This is a genomic window from Pseudomonas sp. rhizo66, from assembly GCF_031931925.1.
Lineage (GTDB): Bacteria > Pseudomonadota > Gammaproteobacteria > Pseudomonadales > Pseudomonadaceae > Aquipseudomonas.
In genome coordinates this window covers 1-21,003 of record NZ_JAUJWZ010000031.1, presented here as the reverse complement: position 1 = coordinate 21,003, position 21,003 = coordinate 1, and the positions used below count along the sequence as shown (strand labels likewise).

Below are 21,003 nucleotides of genomic sequence, written 5' to 3'. Positions count from 1 at the left end.
CACGCGCGGGGCCGAAATCCTAACAGACAAGCCTTAATAGCGCTGCCGCGTTATACGACTTGGGTCGCGTATGCCCGCTCACTGAATCGTGGTTGGATGCTGGCGGTCGTTTATTACAAGAAAAAGAATCCGGAGTGACAGCGTTATGAACAGCTTGCGCAGTGTGTCGATCAGCCGACGCTTGTGGCTCATCTTGATTGTGGCGGTGGTCATGTTGCTGACCTTGGGCGTGTTGATGCTCAAGCAGATCCATGACGATCTCTACCACGCCAAGGCCCAGAAAACCCAACACGTGGTGCAGACCGCCAGCGGCCTGCTGACCTATTACCACGACCTCGAAACCGCTGGCACTCTGACCAAAGAAACGGCGCAAAAACAGGCCCTGACGGCGATTCGTGGCCTGCGCTACGACCAGAGCGATTATTTCTGGATCAACGACCTCACGCCCGTGATGGTCATGCACCCGACCAACCCGAAACTGGAAGGTCAGAACCTCTCGGCGATCCGCGATCCGGACGGTTTTGCGGTGTTCAACGAGATGGTCGCCATCGCCAAGTCCAAGGGCGCCGGCATGGTCGACTACCGCTGGCCGAAACCTGGCGCCAGTGAGCCGGTGGCCAAGACCTCCTACGTCAAACTGTTCGAGCCGTGGGGCTGGGTGCTCGGCTCCGGCGTGTACGTTGACGACGTGCAGACAGAATTCCGGGCTCAAGTGATCAAGGCTACGGTCATCGGCTTGGCCATCGCCGTGATCATGGCGTTGCTGGTGATCCTCATCGCGCGCAGCATTGTCCGTCCGCTGCAGGAAACCGTGAACGCCATGGCCAACATCGCCAGTGGCGAAAGCGACCTGACCCGCAGCCTCGATACCCATGGCAAGGATGAAGTCACTGAACTGGCGCATCACTTCAACGCCTTTACCGCCAAGCTGCGTCGAGTGATCGGTGACTTGCAAGTGTCGGCCAGTGCGCTGGGCCAATCCTCCAGCGAACTGGGCAACGACGCCGCGCAAGCGCAGCAACGCAGCCAGCAGCAATCGCAGCAGATGGAACTGGTGGCCACCGCGATCAACGAAGTGACCTATGGCGTCCAAGACGTGGCGAAAAACGCCGAACACGCCGCCGCGGAAATGCGCGATGCCGAGGCGCAGGCGCAACAGGGCCAGATCAACATCGACGGCAGCTTGCAGCAGATCGACAAGCTGTCCGGCACGATTGATCAAGCGGTTGAAGTGATCCGCACCCTCGCCGCCGAAAGCACGCAGATCGGCAGCGTATTGGAAGTGATTCGCTCGATTGCCGAACAGACCAACCTGCTCGCCCTCAATGCTGCCATCGAAGCGGCGCGGGCCGGTGAGCAAGGTCGCGGGTTTGCCGTGGTGGCGGATGAAGTGCGCCTGTTGGCACAGCGTACGCAGAAGTCGACGGCGGAAATCCAGTCGATGATCGAGCGCCTGCAGAACCATTCCGAAGCTGCCGTAAAAGTGATCAGCGACAGCAGCAAGGCGTCGCAGTTGACCATCGAACAGGCGGGGTTGGCCGGGGCGAGTCTGAATGCGATTGGGCAGGCGCTGCGTAATCTCAATGGGCTGAATGCGTCGATTGCCAGCGCAACGCTACAACAGGCGCATGTGGTCGAAGACATCAATCAGAACGTCACCCAGGCCGCCGGCCTCTCGCACAGCACGGCCATTGCGGCCGAACAGTCGAGTGCGGCCAGCCTGAAACTTGGCCAATTGAGCGAGCAACTCAACGCCCTCCTGCGCCAGTTCCGCGTCTGACCCGTGTAACCCTGGTGAACCCGCCCCAGCCCTCTCCCCGAGGAGAGGGGGCTGACCGAGGTGTCTCAAGCTATACGTCGACCTGAAAAATCGAGTCGATTATGGAATCAACGCAGAAAGATCAGGTCGGCGTATCTCGAACATCCAACTCGGTCAGTCCCCTCTTCCTCCGGGAGAGGGTTAGGGTGAGGGGTTTGGCCCAATGCAGTACAATCCGCCCCTTCTTTCTCTCCCCCAAGGAACCTCCATGTCCGGGCTCGAACTGTTTGCCGCCGCCCTCGGGGTAATCGCCGTATGGCTGACGGTCAAACAGAATCCGTGGTGCTGGCCGATCGGTCTGGTCATGGTGTTGCTCTATAGCTGGATCTTCTTTGAAGTGAAGCTGTACTCGGACATGTTGCTGCAAGTGATCTACGCCGCGCTGCAAGTCTATGGCTGGTGGCAATGGACCCGCGCCGGGACGATGCACGATGGCCGCGAAGTCACGCGCCTCGATCAACGCTCTATCCTGATCGGCCTCGGCGTTGGGGCGGTCGGCAGTCTGCTGCTGGGCGCGGCCATGGCCCACTGGACCGACGCCGCGCAACCGTGGCTGGATGCGGCTCTCACCGGTTTCAGCCTGGTTGCGCAGCTGTGGATGGCGCAGAAACGCCTGCAATGCTGGGCGCTGTGGTTCGTGCTCGATGTGATTTTTGTTGGGCTGTTCATCTATAAGGGGCTGTACCTCACTGCTGCGCTGTACGGTCTGTTTACCCTGCTGGCGATTCAGGGCTTTCGCGAATGGCGCGCTGACCCGGCGCTGCGCACATGAAGGTGGTGGTCCTGACCGGCCCCGAATCCACCGGCAAGAGCTGGCTGGCGGCGGGCCTGCAACAACGCTTTGGCGGGGTGCGCGTGGATGAATATGTACGTCGGTTTATCGAGCTCAATTCCCGCGATACCTGTCTGGCCGATATCCCTGAAATAGCCCGGGGCCAACTGCAATGGGAAGATCAGGCGCGACAGCAGCAGCCGGCGCTGCTGATTCTCGACACCCATTTGCTGAGCAATATCCTGTGGAGCCAGACACTGTTCGGCGATTGTCCGCACTGGCTGGAATCCGAGTTGCTGGCGCGGCATTACGACCTGCACCTTCTTTTGTCCCCGGAACAGATCGACTGGACCGACGACGGTCAGCGCTGCCAACCGGACCTGCACGAGCGACTGGCGTTTTACCAGGCCACGCAAAACTGGCTGGAAAACCACCGTCAGCGTTTTCAGGTTATCCGGGGCAATTGGGCCGAACGCCAGTTGCGCGCATTTGCTGCCGTCGAGCAACTGCTGGCCGAGTGACCCGTTCACCGGGGGCAGATTCCCCGGTGTTTCCCCCTGTTTTGGGGGCAAAGTGTCCATTCCTGAAACACTCGTCCGAGTGCAAAGCGCCCGTTTCAGCACGATTCACCGATTTGTCATGGCAGTTGTAAAGCAACTGAAACACCATGGCGTAACCCCCTGTTCCAGAGCTTTGTTCAGCCAATAGACCGGTCAGCGCGACCGTGCGTGTTTCAAGCATGAAACAGATTGTGTATCAGCCCTCTGCGTTTATTTCGCAAACCATTGAAAGTCAACAACATTTAAAAAGCGGCACAGCATTCGCTCTCTCCTTCACAACGCTGACTAGGGCCAGCCCACTGAAGAAGGAATTGCAGCCGTGGGGAATATCAAAAAAGGTTTGACCTGCCTTCTGCTGATCGGATCAGCAGCCAGTACGTTGATCAGCTTCAACGTGCAAGCGGAAGGCAACGGTGTGATTGTCCTCAACCGTGACGTTCAACCTATTCCTATCGGTCGCAATGGTGGCAAAGACCCCTACCCGACCACCGTCAATGCCAACCCGTCGGCTCGCATCAATCAGACCCTGAGCAACACCGAACTCAGTGACGGTGACTTTGCCAGTGTCGCCAGTGGTTCTTCGATTCGCGGCAACATGACCACACCGAACTCGAACCTGCCCGGCATGAACACGCTGACCAATCCCAACGGTATGCCAGGCATGAGTGCCGGCCACGGTGGCGGCTCTGGCACATCGATCTCCAATACGGTCAACCGGGCCATGAGCACCGGTCTTGCCCCTCTGACCCGTATGGCCGGAGGCCAATGAGATGAATCGTTCATTCCTTTTGCTTGCCTTGCTTGGCTGCACCACTGCCATGGCTGCCGACCCCGCGTCAGTGAACAACGCCAACCTTCAGGATTCCGGGGCTCAGTATCGCGGCAACTTCAACGTCAACCAGGCCGCCGGTGACCAGATGCAACAAGCCAACACCAAGGCAATCGCCATCGGCACCGAATCGCATGCCACCACCAGCGTTATCCAGAGGATCGACACACCAGCCGATCGCTCGATGAATGCCAGCGCCAACATTGGCGGCAACTCTTTCAGCAATGGCAACGGGATCCTGGGTGTGAACCAGGGCGCCGGGGCCAACAACCAGATGGCCAACGTGACGCGCGTCAGCATCAGTGCTGCCCCGCAGAGCGTTGACGACAGTGCCCTTTCGCAACAGAACGTGGCGCTTTTACCGAGCTCAGGAGCAACTGGTACCTCATCCGGCAGTCGCCAGGTCACGACAAGTGATCAGGCCTTCACCGGCAGCCGCGGGGTAATCCAGGTGAACCAGAGTGCCGGGGTGGGGAACCGAATGGCTAACACCCTGAGCATCCGGGTCGCTGACTGACCCAAACAACAAAAGCAGTGCAATTAGAAAAGTACCAACACTTAACCAACTAATAAGCACGATGGAGAAACACCATGAAACCTACAATGGCTCTCAAACCACTGGTTTTCGCACTTGCAGCAGTGATGGCAATCGCAGCACAGGCAGGCGGTCGTGATGACGATCATGGTAATGGGCATGGCAATGGACACGGCAACGGGCATGGTAATAACCAGCCTAAAGGCCCGACCCTGGAACAACTGCTGCAAATCACCGCAGGCGCCGGCGCCGCTGTGCTTGACGTGCAAGACAGCGACGGCAACGTGGTGAAAAACCAAGGCACCGTCAACAACGCCAACGCCAGCGACTCGCTCAATGGTTCCAACGGCAACATGGGCGCCAACGTTGCAGCCGGTGACGGCAACCAACAAGACAACGCCGCCGCCCTGGCTACCGCCGACGAAAGCTTCATCTTCGGCACCGCTGTTGCTGCCTCGAGTGCAACTCAAGTCAACAACAACAACTATGTGAAAAACTCGTCCACCTTCAACAACGCTACGCTCAACAATGCAGGCAACAATGGTTCCGGCAACATCGGCATCAACGTCACCGCCGGCAACTTCAACCAGCAGAAAAACAACCTGGCGATCGCCGTATCCGGTGGCCGCGTAGCTCAGGCTGCTGCTTCTGCCAACCAGTCCTCGACTGGCCTGGTTGTCGACAACAAAGGCGTGCAGACCTACAAAACCGACACCCTCACCGGCACCTACGCGGCCGCTGGCGTGTTTAAAGCCAAAGGCACTGCAACCATCGAAGACGATAATGATCACGGCGGTTGGGGCAATCGTGGTGGCGGCCACGGCGGCAACGACGATCAGAAAGCCAAGTTCGAAGCCGTGGGTACCTTTGGCCTCGCTGGCGTCACCACTCAGCAAGTGCTGACCAAAGATGGCTGGAAAGCACCTGTTGTGAACAATGCCAACATGACCAACTCGATGAACAACTTCTCCGGCAACGGCGGAGCCAACGTCTCGGCGGGTGTGGGCAACCAACAAAGCAACTCGCTGTCCATCGCTGCAGGTTGCAAAGCCTGCATGTAATCGCGATCGAAACGAAAGCCCCGGAAACGGGGCTTTTCCTCAGTCCGCAAAGGCGTATCGATCATGCGTAAAGCTGCCCTCTTCGCTCTGCTTTGTGTCTGTGGCCTGACTCAGGCCGGTCAGATGCCCGTGGCCGCCCTGCCGGGTGGCACGCTCGTCTACAAGAACGTGCAAAGCATTCGTGAGCGCAAGTTTGCCGACATCGTCGAACAGAAAACCGATTTCAGCTGCGGCGCTGCTGCACTGGCCACGGTGTTACGCCAGGCCTATTGGCTCGACGTCGATGAGGAGCACATCATCAAAGGCATGCTGGTCAACGCTGACCAGGACCTTGTACGTACTCAAGGTTTCTCCATGCTGGACATGAAGCGCTATATAGAAAGCATCGGCATGCGCGCCAGGGGTTACAAGATTCCACCGGAAAAGCTTGAAGCAGTCACGATCCCGGTGGTGGTACTGATGGAAATTCGCGGCTACAAGCATTTCGTCGTGTTACAGCGTTCGGACAAGGATTGGGTTTACATCGGAGACCCGGTGCTCGGCCATAAACGCTACAAACATGATGATTTTGTCAAAGGTTGGAACGGCATCGTTTTCGCCATCGTCGGTCCCGGATATGACAAGGCCAACGCCTTGCGCAGTCCTCCTGTACCGCTGACGGCCAAAAACCAGTTGGATAGTTTCAACCCTGTCAAAGATGCTGAATTGATGGACTTCGGGTTCATACAGAGCGACTTCTTTTAATCGCCGATTATAAAGAATGGGGCTGGATGTCCCGGGAGCAGCAAATGAAAACCTCATACTGGCTGGCCGCCGCCTGCCTGGCCGCGAGTGCGTCAGGCTATGCCAATGCAGGATTCAAACCTATCGAGATACAGGACAAAGAGTTGTCCGAACTACGTGGTCGTTACGTCATGCCGGGGCGGATCATCAGCTTCGGCATTGTCATGAGCAGCACCTGGCGCAACGCCAGTGGCGATCTGATCGGGGCTGCCACCTCGATGCAACTTCAGGCAGCTACGATAAAACCCGAATTCTACGTGCAAACCATCAAGGAACACGGCAACGGCAACCCCCTCTCAACCGGTACCGGCACGATCACCGGTGGCGCCGGCCTCAACAGCAGCCAGGGCGTAACGCAAAGCGTGCGTGCCGCTGGTGACAGCAATACCGCCTACAACAACGTCGCCATCAACGTATCGGAAGCCAGTCAGGCGCCCGCACTGGTGCCCGCGCAGGGCCAGGCATTGATGGCCGGGCAAACCATCGGCGGCAGCAATGCCGCGGGCAGCGTGGCCGTTTCGGCCAACGGTGGCGGCGTACAGATGGCCATTCAGGCCGCCGGCAATCAGGGCACAGCCCTGCAACAAGTCGCCCAGGGTGGCTTGCTACAGAACACCCGGTTGCTCGGCAGTGCCAACGTGGTCAATAACATGACGCAACTCAACGTCGTCCTGAACAATAACGGCATGAGTGCCGGTGCACTGGATTGCAACCTGAGTCAACTCAGGGCACTACGCACCATTGGATATTGAACTACGCTGAGTCTCGATCATTGGGCTTAAAGGGACGGCTTATTCATGTATCGATCAGTATCACTGCGTGCCGCTATTTGTTTGAGCACTCTTCTACCTGCAGCGATGCTGCAAGCGGCACCGGACGCCGATGTAGAAACCCTGAAACAAGAGCTTCTGGAGCTGAAGCAAAGATACGAAGTACAACAAAAAGCCCTGGCGGTACTTGAACAACGAGTCCGCCAGGTTGAAGAGCAACCCGCCGCCCCACCACCAAAACGACTGGCCAAATCGCCATCGGACATGAAAGGCAATCGCGTCGCCACCGGCACCGGTGCGGCTGCTGCATCAGGAGGCGCCGCCGGGGGCAGTGGCGCTTCGTATGGGCAATCGCTGGCTGACGATTCACAACCGGCGCAGAGCGTTTCCAATCTGTACGACGAGGCCAGTGGCTTCTTCGGCGGCGGCAAGTTCAGCGTCGAAACCGGCATCACCTATTCGCGCTATGACACGCGCCAGTTGATTCTCAACGGTTTCCTCGCGCTGGATTCGATATTCCTCGGCAACATCAATCTCGACCGGATCAAGGCCGACACCTGGACCCTCGACCTGACGGGCCGCTACAACTTCGATAATCGCTGGCAGTTCGACCTGAACGTGCCCGTGGTGTATCGCGAATCGACTTATCAGTCGGGCGGCGGCAATGAGGGCGCGGCGGGGGTCACCACCGAAGAAACCGTTACCAAGGATCCAACCATTGGCGACGTCAACTTCGGCATCGCTTACAAGTTCCTCGACGAGTCGGTCAATACGCCGGACGCGGTGGTCACACTGCGGGTCAAGGCGCCAACCGGCAAGGATCCGTTCGGCATCAAGCTGCGCCAGACCAACGCCAACTCCAACCTGTTCGTGCCTGACACCCTGCCTACCGGCAACGGCGTCTGGTCGATCACCCCGGGTATCTCGCTGGTCAAGACGTTTGACCCGGCCGTGCTGTTCGGCAGTTTGTCCTACACCCACAACCTGGAGGAGTCGTTCGACGATATCAGTTCCACCGTCAACCAGAAAAACCCGGGCAAAGTGCGCATTGGCGACAGTTTCCAGATTGGTGCCGGTATCGCGTTCGCATTGAACGAGAAGATGAGTATGTCGTTTTCGGTGTCTGACCTGGTGCAACGCAAGAGCAAGCTGAAACAGGATGGCGGGGATTGGGAATCGGTGGTATCGAGTGACGCCAACGCCGGTTACTTCAACGTCGGCATGACCATTGCGGCCACCGACAACCTGACCATCGTGCCCAACCTGTCCATCGGCATGACGGACGATGCCCCGGACTTTTCCTTCAGCCTGAAATTCCCGTACTACTTCTAGGCAAAAGCAAAAGATCGCAGCCTGCGGCAGCTCCTACAGGGATTACACAACCCAATGTAGGAGCTGCCGCAGGCTGCGATCTTTTGATCTTCAGCGATCTAACGGATTTGATGCTTGTGCAGCAAACGGTAGAACGTCGGCCGTGACACACCCAGTACTTTGGCCGCCACACTGAGATTATCGCTGTGCCGGTTCAACACATCGCACAACGCCTGGCGCTCGGCGCGGGTCTTGTAGTCTTCCAGCGTGCCCATCGGGGTGGCGATCGAGTGCTGGCTGATCAACCCCAGATCTCGGGCCTCGATCTGCCGGCCTTCAGCCAACACCAGCCCACGGCGCACACGGTTGGCCAGTTCACGGACATTGCCCGGCCAGTCATGTTTGCCCATGGCAATCAGCGCGTCTTCACTGAAACTGCGTGGACGGCGGCCGGTTTCGTGGCTGTAGAAGTGGGAAAAGTGGTTGGCCAGCATCGACAGATCACCATGGCGTTCACGCAACGGCGCGGTGACCACTTGCAGCACATTGAGCCGGTAATACAGATCCTCACGGAAAAGCTTCTTCTCGATAGCCGCCTCAAGATCGACGTGCGTCGCCGCCAGCACACGCACATCCACCGGGATCGGCTGGCTGCCGCCGACGCGTTCGATGTGTTTTTCCTGCAGGAAGCGCAGGAGGTTGGCCTGCAGTTCCAGCGGCAGATCACCGATTTCATCGAGAAACAGCGTGCCGCCATTGGCCGCTTCAATGCGTCCGACCTTGCGCTGATGCGCGCCGGTAAACGCGCCCTTCTCGTGGCCGAACAGCTCGGACTGAATCAAATGTTCGGGTATTGCCCCGCAATTGATCGCCACAAACGGTTTGCTATGACGCTGGGATTGCCGATGCAGCGTGCGCGCGACCAGTTCTTTGCCGGTGCCGCTTTCGCCACGGATCAGCACTGGCGATTCGGTGGGCGCCAGTTTGCTCAGCAGTTTGCGCAATTCGCGGATCGGCTTGCTGTCGCCGAGCAGCTCATGTTCGGGCTGATCCACGTGAATCGTGCCCTGCCCGCGCAGACGCGCCATGCCGAATGCCCGGCCAAGGGTGACCTGCACCCGCGACACATCAAACGGCAAGGTGTGGAAATCGAAAAACCATTCGCAGACGAAGTCACCGACGTTTTGTAAGCGCAGGACTTCCTGATTGAGCACGGCGATCCATTCAGTGCCGCTACGACTGATCAGCTCCTTGACCGCCTCGGGGCGTTCGAGATGAAACGGCTGTAAACGCAACAAGCCGACATCGCAACTGCGATCGGCGGCATTTTCCAGAGTGCAACTGTCAACATCCCAACCTACGGCGCGTAATCCGGGCAATAAGCGGTGGCAGTCGTCACACGGATCGACCACCAATAAACGTCTTAACGCTGGCGCTTCGCTCATGACTGTTCCTTGGCGCCAAATTATTAGAAATGATTGTAAAAACAGTCATTTGGCAGACCCGACTGTAACACTAGCAAGATTTTGACAGGGCCTTGTATCGATTGCTTATAGGTGTGCAAGCAAACACGTTATAAGAAGCCAAGTTGTTAGTTAGCTATCGACTAACTAGCCGCCTTAAACCTTTCAGGAAGCTTTCAAAGACCGTGCGAAAAGCAATGCCAGGAAAGAAAGTTGAAATTTCTTTGTTTCATGTGTGACCTGCCAGCCGGTTCGGTGCATCAGTACAAGTACCAGCCGCACGGTACGCCCAACCGACGGCACATCACTTGATTGGGCACGACAGAGAGAAAAACCCATGACCGCCCCGCTCCGTATCAACGAAGCTCTTTTGATTGCCAACCACGCGTTCAAACCTTTCCAGTGCGTGGCCTGGGCGCCACAAGACGGCAATGGCGAACTGAGCCTGACCGTGATCGACCGGACCAATTCGCACATCGGTCGCAAACAGATCCCAAGCAGCGCCTACTCCGATCCGGCGCAACTCGAGCAACTGCTGCAGCAGGCTCGCGCTGAACTCAGTGAAGAAGGTTACAACCTGCAATCCTGGTCGATGCCACACTAACAGCCGGGCCATGCGGATGACGCTCAGGTCATCCGCCCTCCTCTGTTAGTTGGTTTCTTTTTAACTCCGCGCACTTCTGTACAACTAATAGCAATGTAACCGGGCTTAATGCTTGGCCGGCTTGCTATTGGTTCAAAAAGACACTGTTCTGGCACAGTGCGACCCTCCACCTGTTAGTTCTAACAGTTGTACTTCTCCCGGTTCAGGGATTGAATGTTCCGCTCATGCAGTTACCCACCCGGTTCCCGGTACAAGGTCAACTCGCAAGGAGATGCGTGCATGTCCACTCTGAACACTTTTGCGCTGCCGGCGCTATCGACGACTTTATTGAGTCGAACCGGTCAACTCGACAGAACATTTGCCGCTACCGGCGTCGCTCAAGTGTATTTCGCTGGCAGTATGTCCAGCCTGACCGAGGACATTGCCATCGATACACAGGGGCGCGTTCTGGTCGCGGCAAAGGTCGGCGTTGCCAGCGGCAGTCGATTCGGCCTGGCGCGGATGCTGGCCGATGGCTCGGCCGATCTGACCTTCGGTGAGCAAGGCAGCGTAATCGACACCTTCGCTCCTGGGTTTGAAGCCACGGCCGGCAAGGTCCAGGCACTCCCCGACGGGCGCATCCTGCTCGCCGGGCTGCATTATGAAAACGCTCATCGCACCTTGCCGGCTCTGGCCATGTTCGACGCACAGGGCAAGCCGGATTTGGCTTTCGGTGACAACGGTCGCCAGGTAGTGCGCCTGCCCGGTGACTTGTCCATGGGCAGCCGGGATGCCTGGCTACCTCCGGGCGTACCCGGTGCCGAAGCCTGCGACTTCGTCGTGCAGGACGACGGGCACATTCTGTTGATCGCCAATCATCACTTCGAACTCGCCGACCATGCCGGCATGCTGATTCGCCTCAAACCCGACGGCAGCCTCGATGAGACGTTCAACGGCCGCGGCTTCGTGATGATTCGCCACTTGCTGCTCAACACTTGGCTCAGCAGCCTGCTGTTGCAAAAGGATGGGCGAATTGTGGTGGCCGGCTCCATCGACTTTCCGCAGGAGGGTTTGCTGGCGCGCTATCTGCCCAACGGCTGCCTCGACGAGCGTTTTGCCGTGGACGGCTTCATGGCGTTCAAGGCGCACGGGCAAAGCGCTCAGGTCAGTCAGGTCCTTGAATCGACGGAGGCACTGCATTGTTTCGGCAGCAGTCGCGACCCGATCCGTTGCATGGCGTACTGCCTGCACACCAATGGTCGACCGAACCTGCACAACCATGGCGGCCAGCCACAACTGCTGGAGATCGGCCCCAGCGGCTGCCAATGGAGCGCTGCTCAACCCATGGCGGATGGCCGCATCATCGCGGTCGGTGCAACCATTGGCGGATTCGAAGCGGACTTTATTGTTGCCCGCTACCTCAGTGACGGCGGCCTGGATCACAGCTTCGGCGATGGCAAAGGCTGGTTGCGCACGCGCCTGGGACGCAGCCTGGACACGGCCAACTCGCTGGCCGTGCAACCGGACAACGCCATCCTTGTCGGTGGTTATTCACTGGATGGCAACTATCGGGCCATGGTCGCGCGGTATCTCAATCAGTAGGCCGTCAGTATTTACCGTTCGTCGCAAATACCGTCCAACCTGTAATTTCTGACAGTAGACGGCACCCTTGATCGCGCATCAGATTGCAGCGCGTGCAGAACCGCTGCACGCCCGTCGCGAAAAAGGAATTTTTATATGAACGATCAAGTGAAACTGTCACCTCATTTTACGTCGGTAGGTCTTTTGCAAGGCAGTGCCGAATCCATTGCTCCCAAGATCCTGTCAGTCACCGATGGTGACGGCAACCCTGTTCAAGATGGCGGTACTGCCACAAACGGTCATCTTTCTTTCGTCGGTTCGGCCTCTCCGAATCAGCAGGCGGAAATATGGGACAACGGTGCTCCGGCGTACCCTCCCGTCAATGTTGACGTTGAGGGTCATTTCAGTGCACTCCTCCTTGATCAGAAACGGGGGCGTCACGTCTACCATGTGAAAACCACCGATAACCAAGAGTCCCCGACATGGACTGTCGATGTGAATGTAAGCGAAACGGTATCGATCACCTGGGTCACCGGTCCTGATGGATTAGTCATCAAAAACGGTGAATTCACATTCCATGACGAACTGAACTTTACCGGCACAGGTACACCTGACAAGGTCGTGGAACTGATGAATAACGGTACGGTGGTAAAACTCCTGAATGTTGACTCCAACGGAAATTGGAGCGCCAACGTCAAAGGCCTTGAGACAGGTACTCAAAACTTCATTGCCCGCGAGACAAACGGGCAGCAATCATCGCCATGGCGGGTCCTGGTAAAGCAGCCTGCACCGATCAGTATTCAGTTCGTCCTGGGCAATGAAAGCTTTCAATTGATCGGCAATCAAAAAACCACGACCGATACATCGGTGACGTTGGTTGGCACAGCAAACCCAAGGGAAACAGGCTGGATTGTCGACTATGAACGTGACCTGGTGCCCTTCGCTGCAAATGACCAGGGTGTCTACTTTGCAACGATCAAGGACCTGGAAGAAGACCACGTTCACACCTTCAGGCTGAGATCTGATCTGGCTCGAATCTCGACGCCTTGGGCAATCAGAGTGGTTTCGTCGAAATTGCGATAAACACTTCCCTCCTGCAGACAAAAGGCCCACCGAGTCATGACCCGGTGGGCCTTTGTCGTTCCAGCGTCAAAGCGCACGCCCGGTTTTCAAAAAAGACCTTGGTTAAATCCAGTAACACCTTGAACTTGCCCGCCACATCCGGCAACTTGCGCGCTTCTAAAGACAAGGAGCAGCCGATGTCCGGTTCAATGGCCCAGGCGTTCGCGCAAAATTTTCTCGGGCACTCGCCACGCTGGTACAAGGCGACCATCGTCGGTTTCCTCATCCTCAATGCCGTCGTGCTGTTCAGCGTCGGGCCGGTTGCGGCCGGCTGGTTGCTGGTGATCGAATTCATCTTCACCCTGGCGATGGCGCTCAAGTGCTATCCGCTGATGCCCGGCGGTTTGTTGCTGATCGAAGCGCTGTTGCTGAAGATGACCACCCCGCAGGCGCTTTACGATGAACTGGTGCACAACTTCCCGGTGATCCTGCTGCTGATGTTCATGGTGGCCGGTATCTACTTCATGAAGGATCTGTTGCTGTTTCTGTTCTCGCGCCTGCTGTTGGGCGTGCGTTCAAAAGCGGTACTGGCCTTGATGTTTTGCTTTCTGTCGGCGTTCCTGTCGGCGTTTCTCGATGCGCTGACGGTGACCGCTGTGATCATCAGTGCGGCGGTCGGTTTCTATTCCGTTTATCACCGCGTCGCGTCGGGCAACGATCCGCGCCAGGACAGCGAGTTTGCTGACGACCGGAACCTGCCGAAACTGCATCACGACGACCTGGAACAATTCCGTGCGTTCTTGCGCAGCTTGCTGATGCACGGCGCAGTCGGTACGGCGTTGGGCGGTGTCTGCACATTGGTGGGCGAACCGCAGAACCTGTTGATCGGCCACGAAATGGGCTGGCACTTCGGCGAGTTCTTCCAGAAAGTCGCCCCGGTGTCGCTGCCGGTGCTGGCAGCGGGTCTGATCACCTGCGTGTTGCTGGAGAAGCTGCGCTGGTTCGGCTATGGCACGCTGCTGCCGGACAATGTTCGCGCCGTGCTGGCCAACTACGCCGCCGAAGACAACGCCGAGCGCACGGCGCGCCAACGCGCAGCCCTGCTGGTGCAAGGCGCGGCGGCACTGATCCTGATCGGCTGCCTGGCCTTTCATATCGCTGAAGTCGGTTTGATCGGCTTGATGGTGATTGTGTTGATCACCGCATTTACCGGCATCACCGACGAGCATCGTCTGGGCAGCGCATTCAAGGACGCCATGCCGTTCACGGCGTTGCTGGTGGTGTTTTTTGCGGTGGTCGCGGTGATTCACGATCAACAGCTGTTCGCGCCGTTGATCGAGTGGGTACTGGCCCTGCCGGTCGAGCAACAACCGGGCATGCTGTTTATTGCCAACGGCGTGTTGTCGGCGATCAGTGACAACGTGTTTGTGGCGACGATCTACATCACCGAAGTGAAACAGGCGTTCCTCGCCGGGCACATGAGCCGTGAGCATTTCGAGACGCTGGCCATCGCGATCAACACCGGCACCAACCTGCCAAGCGTGGCGACGCCGAATGGCCAGGCCGCGTTCCTGTTCCTGCTGACCTCGGCGATTGCACCGCTGGTGCGTTTGTCGTATGGGCGGATGGTGTGGATGGCGTTGCCGTACACCTTTGTGATGGGTTTGCTGGGCTGGTATGCCGTGAGCTACTGGCTCTGATCAAACCGCCCCGGTCCATGTAGGAGCTGTCGAGTGAAACGAGGCTGCGATCTTTTGATCCTGTTTTTATCAATCAAGGTCAAAAGATCGCAGCCTGCGGCAGCTCCTACAAGATTTGCGCTGAATCAGTGAGGGAGGATGTACTTCTCGATCGCTTGCGCCGCGCCGTCTTCGGTGTTCGGCGCGGTGACTACGTTGGCCTGACGCTTCACCGCCTCCTCCGCCTGCCCCATGGCAATCGACAGGCCGGCGCAATGGAACATCGCCGGGTCGTTGCCGCCATCGCCGATGGCCGCTGTCTGCTCCAGCGCAATCCCGAGATGCTCGGCCAGGGTCGCCAGTGCGGTGCCTTTGTTGGCCTCCAGCGCCGTGACGTCCAGATACACCGGTTGCGAGCGTGAGACTTGCGCCATGCCGTTGACCTTCTGCAGCAGTTGCGCCTCCAGCTCGATCAACAGCTCAGTGTTGTTGCTGGTCGCGACGATCTTGTCGATGCGCTCAAGGTACGGCTCGAAACTCTCGACCACCACCGGCGGATAACCGAGGCCATGCTGTTCGCGCGGCACCATCGGCCCGTGCGGATCCTTGAGCAGCCAATCGCCGCCGCTGAACACCCAGATTTCCACATCCGGCTGGTCGGCGAACGTTGCCAGCGCAATCAGCGCGGTGGTGGCCGGCAAGTAATGCGCCACCAGCAGGCTGCCATCCGGATTGACGATGGTGCCGCCATTGAACGCTGCGGTTGGCAGATCGACGCCCAAGGCTTCGATCTGCTGCAGCATGGCTTTGGGTGGTCGGCCCGTGGCGAGGCTGAACAACACGCCGGCCTCACGCAGCGAACGCACGGCTTCAATGGTGCGCTGGCTCAGGCTGTGATCGGGCAGCAACAGCGTGCCGTCCATGTCACTGAGCAGAAAACGGATAGGTTGTTGCGGCAAGTCACTCATCCGAGGCCATGCCAGACGCGACCATCGCGAGTCAGTAGATCTTCGGCAGCTTGCGGGCCGTCTTCTCCGGCGGCATAGGTCTGCACAGTGGCATCCTGCTGCCAGGCGTCGAGGAACGGCTGCACCGCGCGCCAGCCGTTCTCGATATTGTCGGCGCGCTGGAACAACGTCTGGTCGCCGGTCAGGCAGTCGTAGATCAGGGTCTCGTAACCGGTCGACGGCTGCATCTCGAAAAAATCCTTGTAGGCAAAACCCAGTTCGATATTGGCCATGTTCAACGCCGGCCCCGGCCGTTTGGCCAACAGGTCGAACCACATGCCTTCGTTGGGCTGGATCTGGATACGCAGATAAGTCGGCTGCAACTCGTCGACTTCGGTGTCACGGAATTGCGCGTACGGCGCTGGTTTGAAACAGATGACGATCTCGGTGTCGCGCACGCTCATGCGCTTGCCGGTGCGCAGGTAGAACGGCACGCCGACCCAGCGCCAGTTATCGATCATCACCTTCAGCGCGACGTAGGTTTCGGTGCTGCTGTCCGGCGAAACGTTGGGCTCCTGGCGATAACCGTTCAGCGGCTTGCCATCGACTTGACCGGCGCTGTACTGGCCACGCACCGAGTTGGCCCGCGCCTCCTCGGTGGTCCACGGACGAATCGCACCAACAACCTTGGCCTTCTCGCCGCGCACCGCATCGGCGCCGAACGCGGCTGGCGGTTCCATCGCCACCATGGCGAGCAACTGGAACAGGTGATTGGGCACCATGTCGCGCAGTGCGCCGGTGTGTTCGTAAAAACTGCCACGGGTTTCGACGCCGACGGTTTCGGCGGCGGTGATCTGCACATGGTCGATGTAGTGATTGTTCCAGAAGGCTTCGAACAGGCTGTTGGAGAACCGGCTGACCAGAATGTTCTGCACGGTTTCCTTGCCCAGGTAATGGTCGATCCGATAGATCTGTTTCTCGGACATCACCTTGAGCAAGCAGGCGTTCAACGCTTCGGCGGTTTGCAGATCGGAGCCGAACGGCTTCTCGATCACCACCCTTCTGAACGCTTCGGGGGTTTCTTCAAGCAAACCGGCGCTGCCCAGTCGGCGCACCACTTCACTGAAGAAACGCGGCGCGGTGGCCAGGTAGAACACCGCATTGCCGGTGCCGCTGTCGGCGATTTTCGCCGCCAGCGCAGAATAAGTGCTGTCGTCCAGGAAATCGCCCTGGACGTAGCTGATACCTTTGGCGAGCTTGGCCCACAAAGCCGGATCAAGCATCTGATCGCCCTTGCCGACCTTCGCCGCCACTTCGGTGCGGATGAAGTCTTCGAGCTTTTGCGCGAAGGCTTCATCGGTAATGGCGTTGTGGTCAACGCCGACGATCCGCAGATTGTCGTCAAGCAAACCGTCGCGACTGAGGTTGTACAGCGCCGGCATCAGCAAGCGCTTGACCAGGTCGCCGTGGGCACCGAACAAAAACAGCGTGGTCGGTGGTGCGGGTTCTGCCTTGGATTTTCTGCGGATCGTATGGGTCATTTCTTCGGTGTCTCCACGTGGCCGCCGAAGCCGAAGCGCTGGGCCGAAAGAATCTTGTCGCCAAAGGTGCCCTGACCGCGCGAACGGTAGCGCGAGAACAGCGAGTTCGACAGCACCGGTACCGGCACCGCTTGTTCCATGGCCGCTTCGATGGTCCATTGCCCTTCGCCGCTGTCGGCAACGGAGCCGGAGAAACCGTCGAGCTTCGGATCGCTGGCCAGCGCATCAGCGGTAAGGTCGAGCAACCACGAGGACACCACGCTGCCACGGCGCCACACTTCAGCGATGTCTGCCACGTTCAGGTCGAAACGCTGATCTTCCGGCAGACGCTCGCTGGACTTGGTCTTGAGGATGTCGAAACCCTCGGCGAACGCGGCCATCATGCCGTACTCGATACCGTTGTGAATCATCTTCACGAAGTGCCCGGCACCGGCTGGACCGGCGTGGATGTAGCCATGTTCGGCACGGTGGTCATCGGACTTGCGATCCTTGGTGCGCGGGATGTCGCCCATGCCTGGTGCCAGAGCGGCGAACAGCGGGTCGAGGCGCTGCACGGTTTCAGCATCACCGCCGATCATCATGCAATAGCCGCGCTCCAGGCCCCAGACGCCGCCGGAGGTGCCGACGTCGATGTAGTGCAGGCCCTTCTCGGCCAGAGTCCTGGCCCGGCGAATGTCATCCTTATAGTTGGTGTTGCCGCCGTCGATGATGGTATCGCCGGCTTCGAGCAGCGTGCTCAGGGTGTTGATGGTGTCTTCAGTGGGTGCGCCGGCCGGCAGCATGACCCAGACCGCACGCGGTTTGGTCAGGCCGGCAACCAGTGCCGGCAAGTCGGCGACGCCGGTGGAGCCCTCGGCGACCAGGTTCTCGATGAAAGCGGTATTGCGGTCGTAAACAACGGTGGTGTGCCCGTTGAGCATCAGACGTCGCGCAATATTGCCGCCCATGCGGCCCAGTCCAATAATCCCGAGTTGCATGTGCTGATGCTCCTTACTACAAATAAATGTGTGTCATTGGTTATAGCCCAACGCGACTGATGGAGGTTAGTCCAGAGCGTTGCGATGAAGTTTCCGGGCATTGTGCCCGATCCAGACTGATAACGCCCCGAATCCTGCCGAAGACACACCGACCATGAAAAATAAAAAAGTTCCATTCACAGGCAAAAGAAATCAAAATCGGCGCCGATAGTAAGTCAGTACCCAAAGCGGGGACGACCTACAGTTGATGCACGCCATTTGCGAGGTGAGCAATGGGCACAGTACACACAGCAATGCCGCCACAAACCCTGTACGTGACAATCCGTCGCGATGAATTGCGCCAGTTGAAAGACGAACGCGACCAGTTGAAGCAGGAGCTGGCGCAGCTGCGCCTATTGACCCAAGGTGTGCAGCCGCAACCTTTGCCGGTCGTTCAGCGTCACCCGCACGCCTGATCCCCCCTGTTTCGGGAACGGCAGCCGCTGTTCCCGACATGCTGCACCGCTGCTCGCGTCTCTTCAGATCTAGCGGCAACTCACAAACTTTTCACATTCCCTTCGTAATACTCCGCCCCATTCTGGCCGTACCTGTGTGTACGGCCTTCGTTCGTCGGCTTCATGGATGTTCCGGCGGTGGTTGTAACGAGTGAGCTGGAGCGCCGAATGGCATTGTTCAAACGCAGCAAAACGACTGCGACAGGTTTCGATTGGGCCGGTTTTATCTGGCTGTTTGTATTCTTCTGGTACTTCTCGGGCATCACCCAACTGCTGATTCAGCTGACCGGCACCTCCGGCTTCAGCGGATTCCGTCAGGCGTTCTTCATGAGCGCGCTGTGGCTGGCGCCGATGTTGCTCTTCCCCAAACGCACCAAACTGCTCGCTGCCGTGATCGGCGTAGTGCTGTGGGCCTGCTCGATGGCCAGTCTCGGCTATTTCTTCATCTATCAGCAGGAGTTTTCGCAGAGCGTCATCTTCATCATGTTCGAGTCGAACGTTTCCGAAGCCGGCGAGTACATGACCCAGTACTTTGCCTGGTGGATGGTGCCGGCGTTCCTCGCGCATACCGCGTTCGCTTATTTCCTGTGGACTCGCCTGCGCCCGGTGTACATGCCCCGTGGTCGTGCGCTGGTCGCGGCTACGGCGATCGTCATCGCGGTGGTCGGTTATCCGCTGGTCAAACAGACCCTGCGCATGGGTACTTTCGCCCAAGGCTTCGAGAAGTTCGAAACCCGTATCGAGCCGGCCGTGCCATGGCAGATGGCCGTGGCCTATCACCGTTATCTGGATACCCTCGCCGATATGCAGGGCATGCTGCACAACGTGAGCAAGATCCCGCCGCTGAAAAACCTCAAGGACGCCTCGGCCGATCAGCCGAAGACCCTGGTGCTGGTCATCGGCGAGTCGACCAACCGTCAGCGCATGAGTCTTTACGGCTATCAGCGCAACACCACGCCGGAACTGGACAAGCTCAAGGATCAACTCGCGGTCTTCGACAACGTCGTCACCCCGCGCCCGTACACCATCGAGGCGTTGCAGCAAGTGCTGACCTTCGCTGACGAAGAGCATCCAGACCTGTACCTGTCGACACCGTCGCTGGTCAGCATGATGAAACAGGCTGGCTACAAGACCTTCTGGATCACCAACCAGCAGACCATGACCAAGCGCAACACCATGCTCACCACGTTCTCCGAACAGGCCGACGAGCAGGTGTACCTCAACAACAACCGTAACCAGAACGCCGCGCAATACGATGGCGATGTGATCGAGCCGTTCAACAAGGCCCTGGCAGACGCGGCACCGCGCAAGCTGATCGTTGTGCATTTGCTCGGCACGCACATGAGCTATCAGTACCGCTACCCGCCGACGTTCGACAAGTTCCAGGACCGCACCGGCGTGCCAGCCGGCGTGCGTGACGACCAGGTCCCGACCTACAACAGCTACGACAATGCCGTGCTGTACAACGACTTCGTGGTGTCGAGCCTGATCAAGGATTACGCCAAGACCGATCCGAACGGCTTCCTGCTGTACCTCTCGGACCACGGTGAAGACGTGTTCGACTCGGTGGGCCACAAGACTCTGGGGCGCAACGAAAACAAACCGACCGCGCCGATGTACACCATCCCGTTCATGGCCTGGGCGTCACCGAAGTGGAAGGCCAACCACGAGTGGAACTTCGCCGGCGACCTCGATCGCCCCTACAGCAGCTCGCATCTGATCCACACCTGGGCCGACCTGGCCGGTTTGAGTTTCGATGAACTCGACCACAGCAAGAGCCTGGTCAGCGACAGCTTCAAGGCGCGCCCACTGCTGATCGGCGACCCGTACCAGACTCAACAGCGCGCGTTGATCGATTTCAGTTTGATGAAGCCGAAGAAACCCGACGCAGCGCCGGCGGATGTTGCGCAGAAGTAAAGCCGCGGTGGATCTACCGAGGTGAACGCAAACGAAGAGCGCTTTGTCTGATCCCTTGAAAAGCTCTGTATCGAAAGATGCAGAGCTTTTTTTATCTTCAGAAATCCGGTTCGTTCAATGAACGATCCCTGTGCAAACACCTACCACACGTCGGATTTCAGTCCTTACCTGTCAGATCTGACAGGTGCGCAATCTTACCAATGCGCTTTCAATCACTCCGTTACCTCACCGAACGGAGCTCGCCACCATGCCCAACCCAACACCGGATGCCCTGAAGTCCCTCTACTTCCCTGCCCTGAACACGCTCGACCCAGCGGAA

General features: G+C 58.3%; 19 protein-coding genes. 15 read left to right on the top strand and 4 right to left on the bottom strand.

The window, feature by feature from the left end:
- Positions 1-145: 145 nt before the first annotated feature.
- The 9 genes from QZR14_RS26785 to QZR14_RS26745 all read left to right on the top strand — a co-directional run bounded on the left by QZR14_RS26785 (position 146) and on the right by QZR14_RS26745 (position 8,461).
- The gene (locus QZR14_RS26785; RefSeq protein WP_311998190.1) at positions 146-1,780 is read left to right on the top strand and encodes a methyl-accepting chemotaxis protein; all 1,635 of its coding nucleotides are present in this window, start codon (positions 146-148) and stop codon (positions 1,778-1,780) included.
- Between the two features lie 247 nt (positions 1,781-2,027).
- The gene (gene pnuC, locus QZR14_RS26780) at positions 2,028-2,591 is read left to right on the top strand and encodes a nicotinamide riboside transporter PnuC (protein WP_123450024.1); all 564 of its coding nucleotides are present in this window, start codon (positions 2,028-2,030) and stop codon (positions 2,589-2,591) included.
- Positions 2,588-3,112 (top strand): AAA family ATPase, encoded by a 525-nt coding sequence (locus QZR14_RS26775; protein WP_311998189.1) that lies wholly within the window; start codon positions 2,588-2,590, stop codon positions 3,110-3,112. The genes pnuC and QZR14_RS26775 overlap by 4 nt, the downstream gene beginning before the upstream one ends.
- A 358-nt stretch (positions 3,113-3,470) precedes the next feature.
- On the top strand, positions 3,471-3,920 hold the full coding sequence (locus tag QZR14_RS26770) for a hypothetical protein (RefSeq protein ID WP_311998188.1): 450 nt from the start codon (positions 3,471-3,473) through the stop codon (positions 3,918-3,920).
- 1 nt (position 3,921) lies between these two features.
- Positions 3,922-4,497 (top strand): adhesin, encoded by a 576-nt coding sequence (locus QZR14_RS26765; protein ID WP_311998187.1) that lies wholly within the window; start codon positions 3,922-3,924, stop codon positions 4,495-4,497.
- Positions 4,498-4,571: 74 nt separating this feature from the next.
- Entirely contained in the window at positions 4,572-5,576 is a 1,005-nt protein-coding gene (locus QZR14_RS26760) for a heme utilization protein (RefSeq protein WP_250605053.1), read from the top strand.
- 63 nt (positions 5,577-5,639) lie between these two features.
- Positions 5,640-6,320, top strand: a complete 681-nt coding sequence (locus QZR14_RS26755) for a C39 family peptidase (protein ID WP_250605052.1) — start codon at positions 5,640-5,642, stop codon at positions 6,318-6,320.
- Between the two features lie 44 nt (positions 6,321-6,364).
- Positions 6,365-7,111, top strand: coding sequence for a hypothetical protein (locus tag QZR14_RS26750; protein WP_250605051.1), 747 nt, complete (start codon positions 6,365-6,367; stop codon positions 7,109-7,111).
- Between the two features lie 45 nt (positions 7,112-7,156).
- Positions 7,157-8,461, top strand: a complete 1,305-nt coding sequence (locus QZR14_RS26745) for a hypothetical protein (protein WP_250605050.1) — start codon at positions 7,157-7,159, stop codon at positions 8,459-8,461.
- Positions 8,462-8,559: 98 nt separating this feature from the next.
- Here the strand turns inward: QZR14_RS26745 and QZR14_RS26740 are convergent, their stop codons facing one another.
- Positions 8,560-9,885, bottom strand: coding sequence for a sigma-54 dependent transcriptional regulator (locus QZR14_RS26740; RefSeq protein WP_311998186.1), 1,326 nt, complete (start codon positions 9,883-9,885; stop codon positions 8,560-8,562).
- Between the two features lie 355 nt (positions 9,886-10,240).
- Here QZR14_RS26740 and QZR14_RS26735 point away from each other — a divergent pair, with 355 nt between their 5' ends.
- The 4 genes from QZR14_RS26735 to nhaB all read left to right on the top strand — a co-directional run bounded on the left by QZR14_RS26735 (position 10,241) and on the right by nhaB (position 14,829).
- Entirely contained in the window at positions 10,241-10,507 is a 267-nt protein-coding gene (locus tag QZR14_RS26735) for a hypothetical protein (RefSeq protein ID WP_250605048.1), read from the top strand.
- A gap of 279 nt (positions 10,508-10,786) precedes the next feature.
- Positions 10,787-12,088, top strand: coding sequence for a hypothetical protein (locus QZR14_RS26730; RefSeq protein WP_311998185.1), 1,302 nt, complete (start codon positions 10,787-10,789; stop codon positions 12,086-12,088).
- Positions 12,089-12,223: 135 nt separating this feature from the next.
- Positions 12,224-13,150 carry a hypothetical protein gene (locus tag QZR14_RS26725; RefSeq protein WP_311998184.1) on the top strand — a complete coding sequence of 309 codons (927 nt, stop codon included), beginning with the start codon at positions 12,224-12,226 and terminating at the stop codon, positions 13,148-13,150.
- Between the two features lie 176 nt (positions 13,151-13,326).
- A complete protein-coding gene (gene nhaB, locus QZR14_RS26720) occupies positions 13,327-14,829 on the top strand; it encodes a sodium/proton antiporter NhaB (protein ID WP_311998183.1) in 1,503 nt (500 codons plus the stop codon).
- A 125-nt stretch (positions 14,830-14,954) separates the two neighbouring features.
- On the opposite strand, the gene QZR14_RS26715 is transcribed toward nhaB, so the two are convergent.
- Genes QZR14_RS26715 through gnd form a run of 3 tightly spaced genes read right to left on the bottom strand, consistent with a single transcriptional unit; the run spans position 14,955 to position 18,273 of the window.
- The gene (locus QZR14_RS26715; protein ID WP_311998182.1) at positions 14,955-15,776 is read right to left on the bottom strand and encodes an HAD family hydrolase; all 822 of its coding nucleotides are present in this window, start codon (positions 15,774-15,776) and stop codon (positions 14,955-14,957) included.
- Positions 15,773-17,296: a glucose-6-phosphate dehydrogenase gene (gene zwf, locus QZR14_RS26710; protein WP_250605042.1), complete on the bottom strand. Its 1,524-nt coding sequence runs from the start codon at positions 17,294-17,296 to the stop codon at positions 15,773-15,775. The genes QZR14_RS26715 and zwf overlap by 4 nt, the downstream gene beginning before the upstream one ends.
- A complete protein-coding gene (gnd, locus tag QZR14_RS26705) occupies positions 17,293-18,273 on the bottom strand; it encodes a phosphogluconate dehydrogenase (NAD(+)-dependent, decarboxylating) (RefSeq protein ID WP_250605040.1) in 981 nt (326 codons plus the stop codon). Before gnd ends, zwf begins: the two co-directional genes overlap by 4 nt.
- Before the next feature lie 272 nt (positions 18,274-18,545).
- Here gnd and QZR14_RS26700 point away from each other — a divergent pair, with 272 nt between their 5' ends.
- The gene (locus QZR14_RS26700; protein WP_007914840.1) at positions 18,546-18,728 is read left to right on the top strand and encodes a DUF6026 family protein; all 183 of its coding nucleotides are present in this window, start codon (positions 18,546-18,548) and stop codon (positions 18,726-18,728) included.
- Between the two features lie 207 nt (positions 18,729-18,935).
- Positions 18,936-20,684 (top strand): phosphoethanolamine transferase CptA, encoded by a 1,749-nt coding sequence (locus QZR14_RS26695; protein ID WP_250605038.1) that lies wholly within the window; start codon positions 18,936-18,938, stop codon positions 20,682-20,684.
- Positions 20,685-21,003 lie beyond the last annotated feature (319 nt).

What these genes read in the sequence shown, in the direction of transcription:
- QZR14_RS26785 (WP_311998190.1), top strand. Translation starts at nt 146, where the DNA reads ATGAACAGCTTGCGCAGTGTGTCGATCAGCCGACGCTTGTGGCTCATC.
- pnuC (WP_123450024.1), top strand. Translation starts at nt 2,028, where the DNA reads ATGTCCGGGCTCGAACTGTTTGCCGCCGCCCTCGGGGTAATCGCCGTA.
- QZR14_RS26775 (WP_311998189.1), top strand. Translation starts at nt 2,588, where the DNA reads ATGAAGGTGGTGGTCCTGACCGGCCCCGAATCCACCGGCAAGAGCTGG.
- QZR14_RS26765 (WP_311998187.1), top strand. Translation starts at nt 3,922, where the DNA reads ATGAATCGTTCATTCCTTTTGCTTGCCTTGCTTGGCTGCACCACTGCC.
- QZR14_RS26760 (WP_250605053.1), top strand. Translation starts at nt 4,572, where the DNA reads ATGAAACCTACAATGGCTCTCAAACCACTGGTTTTCGCACTTGCAGCA.
- QZR14_RS26755 (WP_250605052.1), top strand. Translation starts at nt 5,640, where the DNA reads ATGCGTAAAGCTGCCCTCTTCGCTCTGCTTTGTGTCTGTGGCCTGACT.
- QZR14_RS26750 (WP_250605051.1), top strand. Translation starts at nt 6,365, where the DNA reads ATGAAAACCTCATACTGGCTGGCCGCCGCCTGCCTGGCCGCGAGTGCG.
- QZR14_RS26745 (WP_250605050.1), top strand. Translation starts at nt 7,157, where the DNA reads ATGTATCGATCAGTATCACTGCGTGCCGCTATTTGTTTGAGCACTCTT.
- QZR14_RS26740 (WP_311998186.1), bottom strand. Translation starts at nt 9,885, where the DNA reads ATGAGCGAAGCGCCAGCGTTAAGACGTTTATTGGTGGTCGATCCGTGT.
- QZR14_RS26735 (WP_250605048.1), top strand. Translation starts at nt 10,241, where the DNA reads ATGACCGCCCCGCTCCGTATCAACGAAGCTCTTTTGATTGCCAACCAC.
- QZR14_RS26730 (WP_311998185.1), top strand. Translation starts at nt 10,787, where the DNA reads ATGTCCACTCTGAACACTTTTGCGCTGCCGGCGCTATCGACGACTTTA.
- QZR14_RS26725 (WP_311998184.1), top strand. Translation starts at nt 12,224, where the DNA reads ATGAACGATCAAGTGAAACTGTCACCTCATTTTACGTCGGTAGGTCTT.
- nhaB (WP_311998183.1), top strand. Translation starts at nt 13,327, where the DNA reads ATGTCCGGTTCAATGGCCCAGGCGTTCGCGCAAAATTTTCTCGGGCAC.
- QZR14_RS26715 (WP_311998182.1), bottom strand. Translation starts at nt 15,776, where the DNA reads ATGAGTGACTTGCCGCAACAACCTATCCGTTTTCTGCTCAGTGACATG.
- zwf (WP_250605042.1), bottom strand. Translation starts at nt 17,296, where the DNA reads ATGACCCATACGATCCGCAGAAAATCCAAGGCAGAACCCGCACCACCG.
- gnd (WP_250605040.1), bottom strand. Translation starts at nt 18,273, where the DNA reads ATGCAACTCGGGATTATTGGACTGGGCCGCATGGGCGGCAATATTGCG.
- QZR14_RS26700 (WP_007914840.1), top strand. Translation starts at nt 18,546, where the DNA reads ATGGGCACAGTACACACAGCAATGCCGCCACAAACCCTGTACGTGACA.
- QZR14_RS26695 (WP_250605038.1), top strand. Translation starts at nt 18,936, where the DNA reads ATGGCATTGTTCAAACGCAGCAAAACGACTGCGACAGGTTTCGATTGG.